At 41.9% G+C, this 18,410-nt stretch carries 18 protein-coding genes; 7 read left to right on the top strand and 11 right to left on the bottom strand.

Annotated elements, in window-relative coordinates:
• Positions 1-87: 87 nt before the first annotated feature.
• Together alsR and NST59_RS16785 are read left to right on the top strand one after the other, a co-directional pair.
• On the top strand, positions 88-984 hold the full coding sequence (alsR, locus tag NST59_RS16790) for an acetoin biosynthesis transcriptional regulator AlsR (RefSeq protein WP_064497939.1): 897 nt from the start codon (positions 88-90) through the stop codon (positions 982-984).
• A 65-nt stretch (positions 985-1,049) separates the two neighbouring features.
• Positions 1,050-1,652, top strand: a complete 603-nt coding sequence (locus NST59_RS16785; protein ID WP_047202606.1) for a flavin reductase family protein — start codon at positions 1,050-1,052, stop codon at positions 1,650-1,652.
• Positions 1,653-1,687: 35 nt separating this feature from the next.
• Here NST59_RS16785 and rbsB read toward each other — a convergent pair whose 3' ends face one another.
• The 9 genes from rbsB to NST59_RS16740 all read right to left on the bottom strand — a co-directional run bounded on the left by rbsB (position 1,688) and on the right by NST59_RS16740 (position 11,139).
• Complete coding sequence (gene rbsB, locus NST59_RS16780; RefSeq protein ID WP_041087924.1) at positions 1,688-2,605, bottom strand: ribose ABC transporter substrate-binding protein RbsB; 918 nt, start codon at positions 2,603-2,605, stop codon at positions 1,688-1,690.
• 13 nt (positions 2,606-2,618) lie between these two features.
• Entirely contained in the window at positions 2,619-3,572 is a 954-nt protein-coding gene (gene rbsC, locus NST59_RS16775) for a ribose ABC transporter permease RbsC (protein WP_039181984.1), read from the bottom strand.
• Between the two features lies 1 nt (position 3,573).
• Positions 3,574-5,055 carry a sugar ABC transporter ATP-binding protein gene (locus NST59_RS16770; RefSeq protein ID WP_041087926.1) on the bottom strand — a complete coding sequence of 494 codons (1,482 nt, stop codon included), beginning with the start codon at positions 5,053-5,055 and terminating at the stop codon, positions 3,574-3,576.
• Positions 5,056-5,070: 15 nt separating this feature from the next.
• Positions 5,071-5,463, bottom strand: a complete 393-nt coding sequence (gene rbsD, locus NST59_RS16765; RefSeq protein ID WP_064497940.1) for a D-ribose pyranase — start codon at positions 5,461-5,463, stop codon at positions 5,071-5,073.
• Positions 5,460-6,338 carry a ribokinase gene (gene rbsK, locus NST59_RS16760; protein ID WP_064497941.1) on the bottom strand — a complete coding sequence of 293 codons (879 nt, stop codon included), beginning with the start codon at positions 6,336-6,338 and terminating at the stop codon, positions 5,460-5,462. Before rbsK ends, rbsD begins: the two co-directional genes overlap by 4 nt.
• Positions 6,335-7,321, bottom strand: coding sequence for a LacI family DNA-binding transcriptional regulator (locus tag NST59_RS16755; RefSeq protein WP_144467990.1), 987 nt, complete (start codon positions 7,319-7,321; stop codon positions 6,335-6,337). Before NST59_RS16755 ends, rbsK begins: the two co-directional genes overlap by 4 nt.
• A 117-nt stretch (positions 7,322-7,438) precedes the next feature.
• Entirely contained in the window at positions 7,439-8,581 is a 1,143-nt protein-coding gene (locus tag NST59_RS16750; RefSeq protein WP_064497943.1) for a Ger(x)C family spore germination protein, read from the bottom strand.
• The gene (locus tag NST59_RS16745; protein WP_144489957.1) at positions 8,571-9,668 is read right to left on the bottom strand and encodes a GerAB/ArcD/ProY family transporter; all 1,098 of its coding nucleotides are present in this window, start codon (positions 9,666-9,668) and stop codon (positions 8,571-8,573) included. Before NST59_RS16745 ends, NST59_RS16750 begins: the two co-directional genes overlap by 11 nt.
• Positions 9,658-11,139 (bottom strand): spore germination protein, encoded by a 1,482-nt coding sequence (locus tag NST59_RS16740; protein ID WP_144489959.1) that lies wholly within the window; start codon positions 11,137-11,139, stop codon positions 9,658-9,660. Before NST59_RS16740 ends, NST59_RS16745 begins: the two co-directional genes overlap by 11 nt.
• A gap of 746 nt (positions 11,140-11,885) precedes the next feature.
• On the opposite strand from NST59_RS16740, the gene pgsB reads away from it, so the two are divergent.
• From pgsB to NST59_RS16715, 5 genes are all read left to right on the top strand, one after another.
• Positions 11,886-13,067, top strand: coding sequence for a poly-gamma-glutamate synthase PgsB (gene pgsB, locus NST59_RS16735; RefSeq protein ID WP_039181962.1), 1,182 nt, complete (start codon positions 11,886-11,888; stop codon positions 13,065-13,067).
• A 15-nt stretch (positions 13,068-13,082) separates the two neighbouring features.
• Complete coding sequence (gene pgsC / locus NST59_RS16730; RefSeq protein WP_007497520.1) at positions 13,083-13,532, top strand: poly-gamma-glutamate biosynthesis protein PgsC; 450 nt, start codon at positions 13,083-13,085, stop codon at positions 13,530-13,532.
• 18 nt (positions 13,533-13,550) lie between these two features.
• Entirely contained in the window at positions 13,551-14,717 is a 1,167-nt protein-coding gene (locus NST59_RS16725) for a CapA family protein (protein ID WP_106025543.1), read from the top strand.
• A complete protein-coding gene (locus tag NST59_RS16720) occupies positions 14,714-14,884 on the top strand; it encodes a hypothetical protein (RefSeq protein ID WP_087976066.1) in 171 nt (56 codons plus the stop codon). The genes NST59_RS16725 and NST59_RS16720 overlap by 4 nt, the downstream gene beginning before the upstream one ends.
• A gap of 108 nt (positions 14,885-14,992) precedes the next feature.
• On the top strand, positions 14,993-16,216 hold the full coding sequence (locus NST59_RS16715; RefSeq protein WP_341040836.1) for a C40 family peptidase: 1,224 nt from the start codon (positions 14,993-14,995) through the stop codon (positions 16,214-16,216).
• A 56-nt stretch (positions 16,217-16,272) separates the two neighbouring features.
• Here the strand turns inward: NST59_RS16715 and NST59_RS16710 are convergent, their stop codons facing one another.
• Positions 16,273-17,154, bottom strand: coding sequence for a Cof-type HAD-IIB family hydrolase (locus tag NST59_RS16710; RefSeq protein WP_185847164.1), 882 nt, complete (start codon positions 17,152-17,154; stop codon positions 16,273-16,275).
• A gap of 164 nt (positions 17,155-17,318) precedes the next feature.
• Positions 17,319-18,284, bottom strand: coding sequence for an LCP family protein (locus NST59_RS16705; protein WP_058837502.1), 966 nt, complete (start codon positions 18,282-18,284; stop codon positions 17,319-17,321).
• Positions 18,285-18,410 lie beyond the last annotated feature (126 nt).

Raw genomic sequence — 18,410 nt, 5'->3', positions numbered from 1 at the left:
ACTATACATTTCATAAAATAAAATTTCCAATATATGTTTAACGCAGTTTTGATATGTTTCACGAATAAGTGTGTGAGGAGTGAAAGGATGGAACTGAGACATTTGCAGTATTTTGTCACAGTAGCGGAGGAGCTGCATTTCGGCAGAGCAGCCGCACGGTTGAATATGACACAGCCTCCACTTAGTCAGCAAATTAAGCAGTTTGAGGAAGAATTGGGTTTTCCTTTATTTCACCGGTCGAAACGGGTGGTGGAGCTAACAGCTGCTGGAAAGGTCTTTTTACATGAGATTCGGGGAGTGTTGCAACAGCTTGATAAAGCGGTTGATCATGCCCGTCACACAGCAAGAGGAGAGCTGGGGAAAATCATCATAGGTTTTGTTGGAACGGCGACGTATGATATTCTGCCGCCCGTTGTACGTGAATTCAGGGAGCTGTATCCCTCTGTCAGTATCGAGCTGCAGCAGCTTTCTGTTTCGCAGCAGCTAGAGGCATTGTTAAATGGTGAGATTGATATCGGTTTCTTACATCCTACAGCGCCGCATGAAGAACTAGTCAGTCGCTTGATGAAGCAAAGTGAATGTATTTTTGCGATTCCAAAAAATCATCGATTGGCTCAACAAGAGACTGTCACGATTGAAGATATCCGTCATGAACCGATTATTTCTTTATCACAGGAATCGTGGCCGTCCCTTTATCAGCACTTTGTCCTGCTATGTGAAAAGTACGGATTTTCTCCAAATATCGTGCAGGAAGCGGCGGAATATCAAATGATCATTGGCCTTGTCACAGCAGGGATCGGTATTGCGGTGATTCCGAAATCAGCCCGGCGTCTATTTAATCTGGATGTTGTTTATCGGGCCATTGAGGGTGAACAGCTTCTGGCGGAATGGACGATTTCCTATAGACGGGAAAATCATAATCCTGCTTTATTTCATCTTGTCCACCATATCCTGCATCGCACCGAGCTGGAATTAGAGGTATAGGGAACGGGTTATGGTATGATGTCGTTACATTAAAAGGAGGCGTACCTGAATTGATTACATTGCAAATGGATCAGCTGTCACGAAAAGAGGCATATAAATTATTATCTGGTTCTATCGTTCCAAGACCGATAGCGTTTATTACAAGTCTATCTAAAGAAAATGTCGTCAATGCCGCACCATTTAGTTTCTTTAATGTCATCAGTGGACACCCACCGCTCATTGCCGTTTCTATCGGTCGACGTGAAGGTCAGATGAAAGATACTGCGCAGCATATTATCGATAGGGAAGAGTTTGTCATTCATGTGAGTGATGAAGCCATAATAGAAGATATTAATGAAACAGCTGCTACGCTGCCGCAGGAAGAGAGTGAGCTGGATCGAACCGGTCTTCATCAAGTAGAGAGTCATGTCATTTCAGTGCCGGGGATCAAGGAAGCGCGCATTCGTTTTGAATGTCAGCTGGAAAAGCATCTCACCTTTCAAAATGATGAAGGGGAGATCACGGTCGATCATATCATTGGCCGGGTTGTATGTGCACATTTAGATGAGGGTGTTTATGATGTAGAAAAAGGCTATGTTTCTACTAATGAACTGAAACCAGTCGCGCGACTAGCAGGTAATGATTATGCCCATTTAGGCACGTCATTTGTGCTGAAAAGACCACAGTAATCAAAAAACCCCCGAGTGATGCTCGGGGGTTCTGTTTATTTCTTCTGTTCTAATTTCAGTGGAGCTGCGATGTTCTTTTGTACTTTTTTCCCTTTTAATACGTCGTTTGCAGCACCGACTGCCAGTTGACCGATCAGCTCTGGCTGCTGCGCAACCGTTGCAGAGAGTTTTCCTGCTTTGATTGAGCTGAGTGCATCTTCGTTCCCGTCAAAACCAACGACGAGAATGTCTTTTCCGGAGCTTTGAATTGCCTCTAGCGCGCCAAGTGCCATTTCATCATTGTGGGCAAAAACGGCTTTGATGTCAGGGTTTCCTTGAAGGAGGTTTTCCATGACATTCAGTCCTTTTGTCCGGTCGAAGTCAGCAGCTTGTTTCGCTGTCACTTTTAAGTCTTTATCTGCTATTTGATGGAATCCTTTTCCACGCTCACGTGTAGCGGAAGCGCCTGGTACGCCTTCTAATTCAGCGACTTTTGCTCCTTTGCCGAGCTTGTCGATGATAAAGTTAGCTGCCATTTCTCCGCCTTTGACGTTATCTGAGGCGACAAGTGCTTCTACCTTTCCACTTTCGGCTGAGCGGTCTAATGTGATGACAGGTATATCAGAAGCGTTCGCTGATTCGACAGCGGTTGATATGGCAGATGAATCCGCTGGGTTGATGAGCAATGCGTCGACACCTTGCTGAATTAAATCTTCTACATCACTTGTTTGTTTAGCTGAATCATTTTGTGCATCTGCAATCACGACGTCAATGCCTAGCTTTTTCGCTTCTTTTGTCACACCGTTTTTCAAAGAAACGAAGAATGGGTTATTTAATGTCGAGATTGACAGCCCAATCTTGATGTCTTTTTTCTTGCCATCTTTTGATGACTTGGCCCACTCAGGTGGTTCAAGTGAGCAGGCAGAAAGCATGAACAATGAGAGAGTCAGGATGAGAATAAGATATTTTTTCATAGCAGCTGCCTCCTTAAGCAGATTTCTTTCTGTCTAGCAGGACTGCAATCAAGATGACAATCCCTTTCACAACAGATTGATAGAATGATGAAACACCAAGTAAGTTCATACCATTGTTCAGGACACCGATAATGAGTACCCCGATGAGTGTGCCGACAATTCGTCCTCTTCCGCCGGACAGGCTTGTCCCGCCAAGTACGACGGCAGCAATGGCGTCAAGCTCATAGGACGTGCCAGCTGTTGGCTGTGCAGAATTCAGACGAGATGTTAAGATCGCACCTGCTAAGGCAGACATGAAGCCTGCTAATGAATAGATCATAATTTTCACGCGCGGTACTTTGATTCCTGAAATGAGCGCAGCTTTTTCATTCCCGCCGATCGCATATGTTCTTCTGCCGAAAGGCGTTTTATGAAGCAGTACCCAAAGGACGATAAAGGTGAGAAGCATCGTGATTGCTGGAACAGGAATGCCTAAGAAATATCCTCGCCCGAATAACTGAAAGGCATAGTTAGAGCCAAGCCCAGTAATTGGGTTTCCATCTGTATAAACGAGTGTCAAACCTCTGAAAATCGTCATCGTCGCAAGTGTTGCGATAAAAGGAGCCATTTTTCCTTTTGTGATTAATAGACCGTTAATCATCCCAAGAACGGCACCGATGATACAGCCGACGATAATGGCTAAAATCGGGTCCATGCCAGAAACGATAAAGCCGGCAGTCAGGGCACTGGATAGTGCAAGAATGGCACCAACTGATAAATCAATACCTCCAGTTAAAATCACAAACGTCATCCCAAAGGCAATGAGGGCATTAATGGAGATTTGTCTCAGTAAGTTTAAGATGTTTAAAGGTTCTAAAAAGGCCGGGTTTAAAATAGAAACAATGGCGACAAGGATGATGAGTCCTAAGAATGGCCCAAGCTTTTGCATGATGTTATCAAATCGTCCATTTGAAGTAAGTGGTTTCATGTTACTTCCCTCCTGTAGCTAGTGTCATAATTCGTTCTTGTGTTGCTTCTGTTTTGTCTAATTCTCCGCTGATGGTACCTTCATGGATGACGAGTACTCGATCGCTCATCCCGAGTATCTCTGGGAGTTCAGAGGAGACCATTAAAATGGCAACGCCCCGATCGGTCAGTTCGTTCATTAACTGATAGATTTCTCGTTTCGCTCCGACGTCGACACCTCGTGTCGGTTCATCTAAAATCAAGACCTTTGGCTGTATGCCGATCCATTTGGCGATTACGACTTTTTGCTGATTTCCACCAGACAGGCTTCGGGCAGAAATGTCAGAGGAAGCCGTTTTAATCGTCAGTCGTTTGATGAGCAGATCGACAAAATCCTGTTCATTTTTTTTATCAATCAGTCCCTTTGGAGAGAAGCTTTTTAAGTTTGGCAGACCGATGTTTTCTCGGATGGATGCATCAAGCATGAGCCCTTCATCCTTACGATCCTCCGTGATAAAGCCGATACCGAGCTTGACAGCATCACTTGGTTTTTTAATAACAGCCTTTTTTCCATGAACCCAGATTTCTCCTTGGTCAAGAGGATCAAGGCCAAAGAGTGATCGCATCATTTCGGTCCGGCCAGCCCCCATTAAGCCTGCAACACCGACGATTTCTCCAGCTTTAACTGAGAAACTGATATCTTGAAATTGTCCTTTTTTCGTTGCTTTTTTCACCTCAAGGACAATATCTCCTGTAGAAGGCGTACGCTCGGGATATCGATCTGTCAATTCACGACCGACCATTTTTTTGACGACTTCATGGAAATTCGTTTCAGGTATGGCTTTCGTATCGACCGTTTTCCCATCACGCATGATCGTAATCCGGTCACAGATTGCGAAGATTTCCTCCATACGGTGAGAAATATAGACGATAGAAACGCCTTCTTTTTTGAGAGATTCAATGACCTGGAAGAGCTTTTCAATTTCACGTTCCGTTAGAGCTGCTGTCGGCTCATCCATGATGATGACTTTCGCATCGGTCATTAATGCCTTTGCAATCTCAATCATTTGTTTTTGTCCAACAGAACAGCTTCCTGCCTCTTGATCAAGCGAGAGATTCACAGACAACCGGTCCAGCTGCTTTTGCGCGAGGACCTTCATTTTCTTTGTGTCTAGCAGCCCGAGCTTCGTATAGATTTCTTTCCCGATGAAGAGGTTCTCCAGGACGGTCATATCCGGCCATATATTGAGCTCCTGATGAATGAAGGCGATGCCGTGCTGTTCCGCTTCTTTTGGATTTTTGAAAGCGGTTTCTTTTCCGTCGATTTGTATCGTTCCTTGATCTAAAGAATAAAGACCTGTAAGCAGGTTCATTAAAGTTGATTTTCCCGCACCATTTTCACCCATGAGTGCGTGGACTTCGCCTGTGACGAGGTCAAAGGAGACCCCGGAGAGAACGGTGTTTTTTCCAAAAGCCTTATGGATGTTATGCATCTCTATGTTCATATCTGGCTCCTCCTTTTAAAAGATGACACCGGCATGAAGAATGCAGTTTGCGTATGGGGTGGCTTCACCCGTTCGAATGACTGCCTTTGCCTGTTTGGTCATGTCTTTGAACGTCTCGTGGTCTACTTCATGTAATGGTTTTGAGAACGCTTTCTTAAGAAATAAATGATCTCGTTTATTGGCCTCTTTGATTTCACTAGCCACAGTCATGTTTTCAACAGCCATTTCCTGAAGAAGGAGGGAGGTGACCTCCTGAAAGGACGGTGTGCCGATTGATAATGCCAGGTCGATTTTGACTGGACCTTCTGGAATAGGGAGACCGCAGTCTGCGATGACGATTGTATCTGTATGGCCAAGGTCAGCAAGCACCTTGGCGATATGGCTGTTTAGGATGCCGTTTTTTTTCATTTCTTTTTCTCCAATTCTTCTCTTGTTGGCATGCCGCCTTGTGCACCAAACTTTGTGACGGACATTGATGCTGCAAGGTTGGCAAAGGCAAGTGCGTCATAGAGGGATTTGCCTTCTGTTAGGGCGACAGCTAAGGCTCCGTTAAAGGTATCGCCAGCTCCTGTTGTATCGACTGCTTCGACAGGTACACCTGGAACTAACACTTCTTTCGATCCATCAAAATATCGAACCCCATTTTTTCCTTCTGTGACTAGTAATTTGTTAGGGTATTGACGCAAGGCATCTTCAATTGGCAGACCATCGAACATAAGAACAGCTTCGTGTTCATTCGGTGTAATGTAAGCAGCCTGATTTAAAACCTGCTGCGATACTTTGCGGGCTGGTGCAGGGTTTAAAATCACAGGGATTTCTTTTTCACTGCAAATGGAGCAGACCGCTTCGACCGTTTCTTCAGGTATTTCCTGCTGGATAAGAACCATCCCGATATCATCAATTGTAGAAAGAGCATCATTTACATAGTCAGGAGTGACCTCATTATTTGCCCCTTTGACCACGACAATGCTGTTATCACCTTCTGCTAAAATGATATGAGCTGTGCCGCTCTCCATTTCGGTAACCGGTTTCATATATGAGGTGCGGACACCTTGTGCTTGTAAATTACTGAGAATTTCCTGACCGTAAGCGTCATCACCAACTCGGCCGACCATATATACATCTGCACCGAGTCTGGCACTTGCGACTGCTTGATTGGCACCTTTTCCGCCTGGGACCGTTTTAAACGATTCGCCTAAAACCGTTTCCCCGGCATTTGGCCGTTTATCTGATGTGACGACTAAATCCATTGAACAGCTTCCTACTACAACAATATGACTCATTGTGAATCCACCTTTCTTGTGGTCTCTCGTTCAATAAAAGAGACGGGCATTTGAATAACTGGCTGATCTATCGGTTGTTTCTGAATCGCTTTGATTAACAGCTGTGCCGCTTCTTTCCCCATCTCATAGGCGGGCTGCCTAATGGTCGATAAGGAAGGGAAAAGCAGCTCGCTTTGCGGAATATCATCAAATCCAATGATTTGAACGTCATCTGGAATGGCTTTTCCGATACGAAGCGCTTCATGGACGACCGCTGTTGCGACGATGTCATTGCTGGCAATGATCCCATCTGTTTCAGGGTACAGCTGGAAGAGGGCTTTGGCGCTTTTTCGGGCTTCTTGAAAGGAAAAGGAAGCATTAGACATCACATGAAAGTCGACACCTGTATCCGTGAGAACATCGAGTGCGCCCTTGAATCGCTGCCGAGCTGTTTGTAGATGGGCAGGTCCTTTTAGCAGTGTGATCTGCCGGCTGCCGCGTCTAATTAATTCCATTGCGGCCATTTTCCCGCCAGCTCCAGCATCTGCAAAGACAGAAGGTGCATGCGGTACGGTTCGATCTAAAAAAACAACAGGTAAATCATCATCATTGTATATATCTGATTCAGGTTCATTTGTGACTGCGATGACACCGACCACTTGATTTTGTTTAAAGGTTTGTAAGTAGGCCATTTCCTTCTCTCGATCCTCATCACTGTTCCCGAATAATAACCGAAAACCGTGCGCATGAATCTCATCCTCAACACCTCTAGCCAGCTGAGGAAAGAAGGGGTTTGTGATATCAGGCAAGATTAAGCCGATTAAGCGTGATTCTCTTTTGAAAAGGGATCTAGCCACTTCATTGGGAAAGTAGTTCAACTCCTGCATCGCTTGTGTCACGCGGGTTTTCGTATCTGAATGGACGTATCCAGTATCATTGAGCACGCGTGAAACAGTGGCAACAGATACTTGTGCAGCTTTTGCGACATCTTTAATTGTAGCCAATGGAGAGCCTCCCTTCATGAGTGTGTAACCGTTTACACACATAGATTATCACGAAAGCATCAAAATGACAATCTAAAAAAAATAAAAAAAGAAAAGAAAGATGACTTCTTCCTTTTCTTAACTAATAATACCTGTTTGTGTAATGTTCACTTTCACTTTTGGAATGATTTTCACCTTCGGATAATCGGTGACCCAGTTCATTTTCATATACTCATCATAGTGTCTTACCCGATATTTTCTGCCAAGGCTGAGAACGTCAGAATTCGCTTCTTGCAGAGCGGCAATGACTTTTTCAGCGTCTTTTGTGAAAATAGCTGATAGCCTTTTATTTAACATTTCAATTTTTTTATCTGTATCTAAATTGTCTTTCGGGTATTCAATAACAGAGGTGGTGAATTCAAACTCAAGAGAGAAGGTTAAGTTTCGGTGATCAGGATTGACGATTTTAATGTCTCTCTTTGAATCGGTTACTTGAACGGTGATGTAATTGTTCTCTTTTAATTTCATATCACTTCTTACTTTTTTCGTGAAGTTTGCATAGCTGCCCATTTTTCCATCCATAATGGTGAGCAGAATGGCATCCTGGGCATAGAGTTCACCTTTCTTTTTCTCATTATCAAATAAGGCAACCCCCCTCACACTCGTTAACTTTTTTGACTTATCGTAGTAGAGTAAAGGCAGTGTGAAATCCTCACCGGTTTGCAGCATTTTGGACCGGATATTTTGAATGTTCTTAGGTGAAACTTGTGAGGAGCGTGATGCAGAAGTGATCAGGTTGTTTAAATAGTCGCTCACAATCAGTTTTTCCTTGAGCAGTTGATTGATTAAATCTACACAGCTCCCGCCTTGCACCACTGCCAAGTTTGCGAGTAAAGGGCTTTTGGGATCGCGGTAAAACATATCTAAGTAAGGGAGCAGCCGGTTTTGGGCAAATTCATCACCGATCAGCAGCACACGCATTTTCGACATATCGATTTTTTGGTCTACACTCCGGCTAAAGTTGCTTCTTGCTTTTCTTAAAGTAGGCGCATCGGTTGTGAGAACAGTGGTTAAATAACTGCCGGTATTCCCTTGCTGCATACTTTGAGACTGCTGCACCTTTCGATAGGTAATCGAATATCTCGCATTGTCATCCTCTCCTTGATCAACAGCTGAAGTTAAAACAAGAGAGATGTCTTTTAATAGGTTTTGATCCCAGCAGCCTGGCATGAAAATGAGGGAAACACACATAAGCAGTGTCAACATGTACTTATGATGCATGTGATTTCACCTTCTTTTTGCGGTGTTTGATCAAGATAATAACGGCCATCATGATCGGAAGTGTGTAAATAAATGAATATTGTGCAACAGTGGTAAAGTCATTAAAGCGCTGAATTCTAAAGTTATCAGTTGAAAGATAACAGCTGACAGCATAAATCAAAATGGCAAAATAGTAGACATATTTTTTGTGATTTTTTTTCTTAAGCATACTGGATACACCATTTGCACAAAAGTACAGATAATTACTCAGTGTAGCTAGAATGACAAAGACCCAAAAGCTTAGAAAAATTAAATCCGTTCGCTCAATGACACCGAACGTAACGGTTTTTAAAAGGTACAAAACAGGATTCGGGATGACATTAAGCTCAGCCGGGCTGAAAAACATAAAACAAATTAATGTAATAAATAGGTAGTAAAGTGTCGTACATATATTTGAAATGGTCATCACTTTATATCGTTCCTTAATGGAGCCTTTCATTAGTGGGGAGATGACCAGAATCATCTCAAATCCATTCATTGACAACACCACATCCTTCAATCCAATTTGGAGTTGAGAAACATCCGTTTGGAAAAAAGGCATGAGATAATCAATATTGGTTCCTTTCAATGCATAGAACATCAATAGAGAGAGCATGAGCAAAAAGGGCGTTAAGATAAAGTTGAATCTGACAATGGCTGTAATTTGCTCCTTTGCGATATAGATAATGCATATCATGAGTAATAGGTTAATGACCCAGTTTGGTGTAAGCGGGAGCACCCATATGCCAAGAATCCTTGTGAATATTGAAAGCACAACGATACAAACCGAGGCAAAGTATACCGTATAGAGCGTGACCAAGATGCGTCCAATCCATTTTCCAAAGACCTCAATCAGCACTTGGAAAAATGACGTTTCAGGATACTTGTAGATGATATAAAGAAAAATCGTATTGATGATCTGTATAAAAAAACACGCTAAAATAATCGCCATCCAGCCATCGTGTCCTATGTCTTTCATCAGCAAATGGGGGAGAGCTAAAATTCCAACACCAATTTGAGATTGGATAATAAAAAAAACAGCTTGAGGTGGAGATATTTTATTTTTCATCTTTCTTTTTCCATCCTCTCAGTTGTTCAATTTGTTTGCTCTTTTGCGGATTTAAATAAACAGGTCGATTTTTGTACATCCACATTGGGAGTCGAACCACAGTATCTTTTAAGTCCTGCCAGTTAAATGGAGCAACAGGTGATAAATATGGTACCCCTAGTGATTCTAAGCGGCATAAATTCATGAGCATAATGGCGAGCCCAAATGAAATGCCAATAAATCCAAACATTGATGCCATAAACATGAGCGGGAAACGAAGCATCCTGATGGTGGACGTCATTTCAAACGACGGAAGTACAAATGAAGCGACAGCTGTTACAGCGACTACAATCACTTGGACATTCGAAATAAGTCCTGCCTGTACAACCGCATCCCCAATAACCAAACCACCTACGATTCCAATGGTCTGCCCGATTGGTTTAGGCAGACGCACTCCAGCCTCACGTATGAGTTCAATCGTGATCTCCATCAAAATAGCCTCTATTAATGGAGGAAAGGGAATTCCGATAATAGAGTTCTTCATGGTAATGGCTAGTTCATCTGGGACAACCTCATAATGAAACGCAATAACAGCAATGTAAAAAGATGGCAATATAACTGCGATGATGCAGGCAAGATAACGCAAAATTCGAATAAACGTAGCAGGAATCCAGCGGCTGTTATAATCATCTGGTGACTGAAAGAAGCTAAAGAACGTGATAGGCAGAATGATGGCCATTGGACTACCATCCATGAGTACGACTATTCTGCCTTCAAGGATCGCAGATCTCACCTTGTCCGGACGTTCTGTATCAATCAGCTGCGGGAAAATAGAAAATGAATCCTCCTCAATTGCCTCAACGATAGAGCCAGGACTTAACAGTGTGTCTACTTTAATAGAAGAAATCCGTCTGTTGACCTCTTCGACCTTTTCTTGATTGGCAATATCAGATATATAAACCGTCGCAAGCTTTGTTTCCGATTTTGTACCGATCTTATGATATTGAATGGCGAGCTTTCGATCATTTAAATGGGAACGCAGTAAGTAGATATTGGTATCAAGACTTTCAACAAATCCATCATGTGCGCCTGCGATAATACTTTCCGAAGAAGGTTCAGAAATAGAGCGCAGCGGAGGCTGTCCAACAGCAAATAGCTTAATTTGTGAGGAGTTTTCATCTAGAAAGGCAATACTTCCTGCAATAATACTGTCTGTGATCAGCGTCAAGTCGCCTGTTTCAAGTGTGCTAAGAGATTTTGTATAATCCTGCTTTCCAGGAGGGCCTAACAAGTTGCCGATGATGAAATCATTTAGTTTTCCTTCATCTATTCTTGTTTTAATAAAAAACAGCGCAGATTTCGTTTCATTCACCACTAATTCTCGGTATTCAAAATCGCCGCTTTGCTGAAATGTTTTTTTCAGGATCCGGATTTTTTCCTCAAAGCTTCCTGATAAAAAATGCAGGCGTGTTTGCTCATTGGAGTTTGGCATCTTTAGCCTCCTCTCACAGATTTTTTAACCATAGTGTAAGCGGAGAAGCGAATTTTATTCGTCACCTTTGGGGAAAGCATGACATGAGCTGACAACTTTTAACTAAATTCATATTAAAAATGTTAAGAAATGATGAATCTTGATAAAAACAAATGAATAATGTTTCATTGTTTAGGTCATAAGGTGCGAATCTCGTAAAGAGAAGGTACACCGAAATGATCAAAGTTTTACATCTTATCCCAATTTTTCGTGACCTAAAAATAAGCAGATGACTTGATTTTTTTAGAGGTGACCTTTGTCATAGGTCAACACACAGCAATCTGACCAAGGAGAATGACTTTCTAACCTGTTCGTTCAAAATTATAAAACATTCCAAAACACGCACTATTCATTTAAAGCGCTGATATGACTGATGTTATAGAGAATAACGGTCTTTAAAACATTGATTCAAAATACATCTTAATAATTGTCGAAAAATTTAGGGAGAAAAGGACAAAAGATTTTCGGATCATTGATGTTAACGCTTTCTCATGAATTCAGCAGAAATTCAGACTGATTTTTGTCCGTCTTTTGGCCTTTTCATTTAAAGGATAGGTAGGCAAAATAGCCTTTTGATTAGAGGAATTTGGCATACGAGGAAGTGAAAGATTATGTTACATAATACCGATTGTGATTTTATGCTGAACAGATATACTGTTGATTGAATTTACATATCACACTCATAAAAAAAGGAGATGTAGATAGCGATGTGGTTAATCGTTATAGCCTGTGTCATCATGTTAGGGATTGGCTTTATTGAAAAGAAGCGTCATCAGAAAAATATCGATGCCCTGCCGGTGCGCGTCAATATTAATGGTATTCGCGGAAAGTCTACCGTCACAAGATTGACAACCGGTATCTTAATGGAGGCAGGTTATAAAACTGTCGGTAAAACAACGGGAACGGATGCAAGAATGATTTATTGGGATACGCCAGAGGAGAAACCGATTAAAAGGAAACCGCAAGGACCGAATATCGGAGAGCAGAAGGAAGTTATGAGAGAAACAGTTGAAAGAGGAGCAAATGCCATCGTCAGTGAATGTATGGCGGTAAATCCAGATTACCAAATTATCTTTCAGGAAGAGCTGCTTCAAGCAAACATTGGCGTAATCGTAAACGTTCTTGAAGATCATATGGACGTCATGGGGCCAACACTTGATGAAATAGCAGAAGCCTTTACAGCGACAATTCCTTACAATGGACACTTGGTTATTACGGATAGTGAATATACGGATTTCTTTAAAGAGATTGCGAAAAAACGCAACACAGAAGTCATTGTTGCAGATAATTCCAAGATTTCCGATGAGTTTTTGAGGAAATTTGAGTACATGGTTTTCCCAGATAATGCTTCACTGGCACTTGGTGTTGCCCAAGCATTAGGGATTGATGAAGATACGGCATTCAGAGGAATGTTAAATGCGCCACCTGATCCAGGAGCGATGAGAATTCTTCCATTAATGGACGCGAAAACACCTGGACACTTTGTAAATGGATTTGCGGCAAATGACGCATCCTCTACATTGAACATTTGGAAGCGTGTGAAAGAAATTGGATATCCAACAGATGAACCGATTATTATTATGAACTGCCGTGCGGATCGAGTAGATAGAACGATCCAGTTTGCGGAGGATGTACTTCCTTATATTGAAGCAAGTGACCTTGTTTTAATTGGTGAAACAACAGATCCAATTGTGAAGGCATATGAGGAAGGGAAAATTCCGGCTGACCACTTACACAACCTTGAATATCAATCTACAGAACAAATTATGAATATGCTTGAGAAAAAGCTTCATAATCGAGTGGTTTATGGAGTCGGCAATATCCATGGTGCCGCTGAACCGTTAATCGAAAAAATTCAAGAATACAAAATTAAGCAGCTTGTCAGCTAGGAGGAAATATAGAAAATGTTCGGATCAGATCTTTATATCTCGTTAATTTTAGGAGTTCTACTCAGTTTAATCTTTGCAGAAAAAACAGGAATCGTACCAGCTGGACTTGTTGTCCCAGGTTATCTAGCGCTCGTATTTAACCAGCCAGTCTTCATTTTAGTCGTCTTATCTGTCAGCTTGCTTACGTATGTGATCGTTCGTTTTGGCTTATCAAAATTCATGATTTTATACGGACGCAGAAAGTTTGCTGCGATGCTGATTACAGGGATTGCCTTAAAACTGATATTTGATTTCTTCTATCCAGTCGTCCCATTTGAAATAGCAGAATTCCGCGGAATTGGAATCATCGTTCCTGGATTGATTGCGAATACGATTCAAAAGCAAGGTCTTACAATTACCCTTGGAAGCACGTTACTTCTAAGTGGTGCAACATTTGCCATCATGTATGTTTACTATCTATTTTAAGATAAGGTGTGTCCAATGATGAATAAAAAATTGAGCTTTCAGGAAAAGCTGCTGAAAATCACAAAGAACCAAAAGAAAAAGACGAATAAACACGTACTCATTGCTTTACCGATTGTCATTGCTTGTACATTTCTATTTACGTTTATCGGGAAAGCACAAGTGCCAACTGTACAAAAGAATCCAGAAAACATCCTGACCGCTTCGTTTGTCGGTGACATTATGTTTGGAAGAAACGTAGAGAAAGTAACAGACCGCTATGGTAAAGAGCATCTCTTTCGCTATGCCAAGCCATATTTTGATGTGTCAGATTATGTGACAGGAAACTTTGAGCATCCAGTCGCAACAGATAAAGAACAGGCAGCCCAAAAGAACATTCATTTAAAAACAGATGAAGATTCTGTCCAAGCATTGAAGGATTTGAATTTCTCTGTCTTAAACTTTGCGAATAACCATGCGGCAGACTATGGTGAAAAAGGGCTGAACAATACAATCGATGCCTTTGAACAAACTGACATGGATTATACAGGCGCAGGTCGTAACCTCCAAGATGCGAAGCAGAACATTTCATACAAAGAAGTAAATGGTGTCAAAATTGCTACGCTTGGTTTTACAGATGTGTATGGGAAAGATTTCAAAGCAACGAATCGCCAGGCGGGTATTCTGCCAGCCGATCCATCTATCTTTATTCCGATGATTTCGCAGGCTGCTGAAAAGGCAGATATTGTCGTTGTTCATGCTCACTGGGGACAGGAGTACAACAATGAAGTAAACGACAGGCAAAGAGAATTGGCAAGAGCGATGTCTAAGGCCGGAGCTGATATCATTATCGGTGCTCACCCGCACGTCCTTGAACCAATGGAAGTCTATAACGGAACGGCGATTTTCTATAGCCTAGGCAACTTTATTTTTGACCAAGGCTGGTCAAGAACACGTGATTCTGCACTTGTTCAGTATCATCTGAATGAAGATGGAAAAGCGACATTTGAAGTTGTCCCAATGTACATCAAAGAAGCAACACCTGCTCCAGTAAAAGCAGGATCTCTTGAATCAAAAGCCATTATCCGTATGCTGACCAATGGAACGAATGCGGATTGGAAAGAAAAAGACGGACACATTTTCTTTGAAGTAGATCACGCTGATAAAGTTAAAAACTTAAAAGAAAACGGAGGGAAAGAGAAGAAATGAAATTCCTAAAAGCAAGCTGGCCGTTTGTTGCGTTAATCTTAGTCTTTGTCTTTATGTCTGCTTTTAAATTTAGTGACAGTCTGACAGATCACGAAAAACAAAAGATTTCGGTTGAAATGCAGAAAATTGAACAGCAAAAGCAGTCAAAAGCGGAAGCAGGTAAATAACCTAAATAGGAGAAAGGGCACGCACATCGCGTGTTCTTTTTTTGTCGAAAAAGGGTGTAAAATGAATGGTGTCATGCCGAAACTATAGAAGATAGGAGGGAAAGGATCATGAAATGGAAAGGAATGTTGATCGGAGGGTGTGCGCTTGTAGGGCTGATGTTCATGTCTCAACCAGCGGTATCTGCTCAAACACCATCTCTTTTGGAGCAAGCGGAAAAGCTGATTGGAACACCTTATCATAAAGGAGGAACCGATCCAAAAACGGGCTTTGATGCATCTGGGTTTATTCAATATGTGTACAAGACATCCGAAACATTTGATTTGCCGCGGAAGGTAATTGACCAATATCAGATTGGAAAAAAGGTATCATGGGATAAAGCGCAGCCCGGTGACCTTGTGTATTTCCGAAGTCTTGAAGAAACGAAGGATATCCCAACACATGTGGCGTTGTACGCGGGGAACGATCAGGTCATCCATATCACGCTTAGTCAAGGTGTGGTGAAAACGGATGTCAGCAAAAGCAAATATTGGACTGATCGATTTTATGCGGTCAAACGCTTGCCCGGCACACAAGACATTTCTGATGACCCTCTTGTGAAAGATGCGATGATCTATTTAGGTATTCCTTATGTATTTGGAGGAACCGATCCAAAGACTGGATTCGATTGCTCAGGTTTTTTACAGTATTTATTTGAAAAATCACTTGGAATTTATTTACCTCGAAGTGCTGAACAGCAGTGGGCTGTTGGAGAAAAAGTGGCATTAGACGATATTCGCCCTGGGGATTTTGTCTTTTTTAGCAACACATATAAACCCGGAATTTCTCATGTAGGTATGTATATTGGAGGCGACCGCTTTATTCATGCGAGCCGTTCTGAAAGTGTGACAATTTCTTATTTGTCTGAATCGTATTGGCGCGAAAAATGGACAGGTGCGAAACGATTAACAGATCTGGAGCTGTCGAAAGAGGATCCTATCGTATCAAAAGCCGCTACGTATATTGGCGAAGTCCCTTATGTCAAAGGCGGTACGAATCCAAAGCAAGGATTTGATACAGCAGGGTTTACGCAGTACGTGTATCAAGAAGTGCTTGGCATTGAGCTGCCTCGCTATGCATCAGGTCAAGTCAAAGCAGGTACGCCTGTGAAACGTTCTGAGCTTCAGCCGGGAGATCTTGTCTTCTTCAGCGGGACATCATTGATGCCGGCGATTTATGCAGGATCAAATCAAGTCATTCATGTGACTGTCTCAAACGGCGTTGTCTTAACCAATATGAAAACAAGTACGTACTGGAAGGACAAATATGAAACGGCTGTTAGAATCAAAAAATAAAGAAAAAGCCCGATCAATACTTGTATCGGACTTCTGAACTTCTCTATAGGCGCTGATCAGACAAGCGTCTTTTTTTCATGGAATTGATTTTGTAAAAGAAGATCAATAAAATAAGCGACACCATCTTCATGATTCCCTTTTGTGATGTAAGTGCTCTTTTCTTTAATGACATCAACCGCATTCCCCATTGCAATGCGGTGGCCTGCTTCTTCAAACATAGAAAGGTCGTTTGGGCTGTCACCAATTGCATAAATATGTGAGCGGTCTACACCATAATGGGCTGCGAGTTTTTTCAGGGCATGTCCTTTTCCAGACTCTTTTGGCAGCACCTCAATAATATGTTTTCCAGACGAGGTCAATGAAAGCTCGGGCATGTCTGCCAGAAGATTTCGTGCTTCAGTCAGTTTGTTCATATCAAACGAGAAGCAGAGTAATTTATAGGTCGGTTCATTCGACTCAAAAATCTGACGGATATCATCCACTGGTTTGATGCCAAATTGTTTAAATTGCGTCATGGCTCCCTCCCATAGATCAGCGAGATCCTCATTTGGGTTTGCGCTTTCGATCAGATCAAATTCTGCTTTCAGCTTCTCTTTTCCATCGTAAGGGGAGAGGAGAGCATCGTCTGTATAGACTTCAAAGTAAATGTTTCGTTCCACTAATGCCTTAGCAGCGCGCTTGCCCGCTTCTTGGTCCAATGTGATTCGGCTGAAGAGCTCGTATCCTTCTGTATGGACAGTCCCGCCGTTTGCCGCAATAATGGGGATGTCCAAATCGCCAAGCAGCTCCTTTACATCAAAAGTTGCCCGCCCTGTACAGATGGTCACAATATATCCAGCTTCCTTCGCACGAATCAATGCCTCTCGGTTTTGAGCGGATATTTCACTTTTTGTATTTAAAAGTGTACCGTCCAGATCAATCGCAATCATTTTTTTCATCGCTGTCAAATCCTCCTTCATTCATGCAATAGCCTCTTCAAAGTATGTACGATTTCCTTTATTCTCATAAAAAAAGGATGGTTGTTTCCTCACTATCAAGGCTAAACAAAAATGAGAGAATGATCAAGGAAATAAGAAAAAGCGCCCCAAAGGGACGCTTCTATTTATGATAATTCAAGCTGCTTTTTCAATTCAGTCTTCACTTCGTTCAGCTGGTTTTGATCCAATTGGTAATAATAAACCCCGTTTGGCTGGTAATCAGATCCTTTAAGCTGGATGGTATCAACCGATTTCAATGAAGTCAGAAGCGGGAAAAGACCGACTAACTCCTTCATAGAAAGGGTGGTTGACACATTATCACCGAGTGTATCAATGATATTATCGTATGACGGAATAGATGTTAAAGATTTTGATTTATCAAAAATGGCTTTTAACACTTCCATTTGACGCTGTCCACGCATTAAGTCACTATCTGCTTTTCTTGTTCTCACATAGGCGAGTGCTTGATCCCCATCTAGTGTATGAGTTCCAGTTTGAAGCACAACCTTGCCTTTTGTATCTTTTTTAATCTGTTTCACAAGGTAATCATCCTTGATGTTAATAGACACACCGTTTAATTCATTGACGATTTCTTTAAATGCTACAAAATTACTTTGGATGACAAAATCGACCGGAATATCTAGTAAATCTTCAACTGTACTCACTGTTAAATCTGCACCGCCAAATGCGTGTGCATGAGTAATTTTATCAAAACCGTGGCCTGGAATATTAACGTATGAGTCCCTGGGAATGCTTAATAATTTAACGGTTTTATTTGTGCGGTTAATGGTAGCCAACACCATTGCATCGCTTCGTGCTTGTTTCACTGTTTCGCCCGGTCTGCTGTCAATTCCAAGCAGCAAGACAGAAAAGCTGTCTTTTCCTGGATCGAATGCTTCAATCCGTTTCACAGATTGTGCGCCGCGATCAAGAGATACTTGAGCCTTTTTGGCAGCATTTGTTACTTTGTAGTAGGCGTAGCCAGTAACAGAAGCGGTCGTCAGTAAAAGAATACCAAATATAAAAAGAGTGACTTTCACCCATGGTTTTAAACGCTTTTTCCCTTTGCGTTTACTTCGTGATTGATCCATATATTTTAAACCCTCGCTATGATTTTATAGTAAAGATGTCCTTCTTTATGCTTACAAACTAAAACAAATATACCTTAAAACGGGATATAGTGCGACATTTTTTTCACTAACGCTTAATTGACGTAT

Origin of the sequence: Bacillus sp. FSL R5-0439 (assembly GCF_038008805.1) — a bacterium.
Lineage (GTDB): Bacteria > Bacillota > Bacilli > Bacillales > Bacillaceae > Bacillus > Bacillus safensis.
Note: the sequence above shows the minus strand (reverse complement) of the source record. Positions and strands in the feature narration are given on the sequence as shown.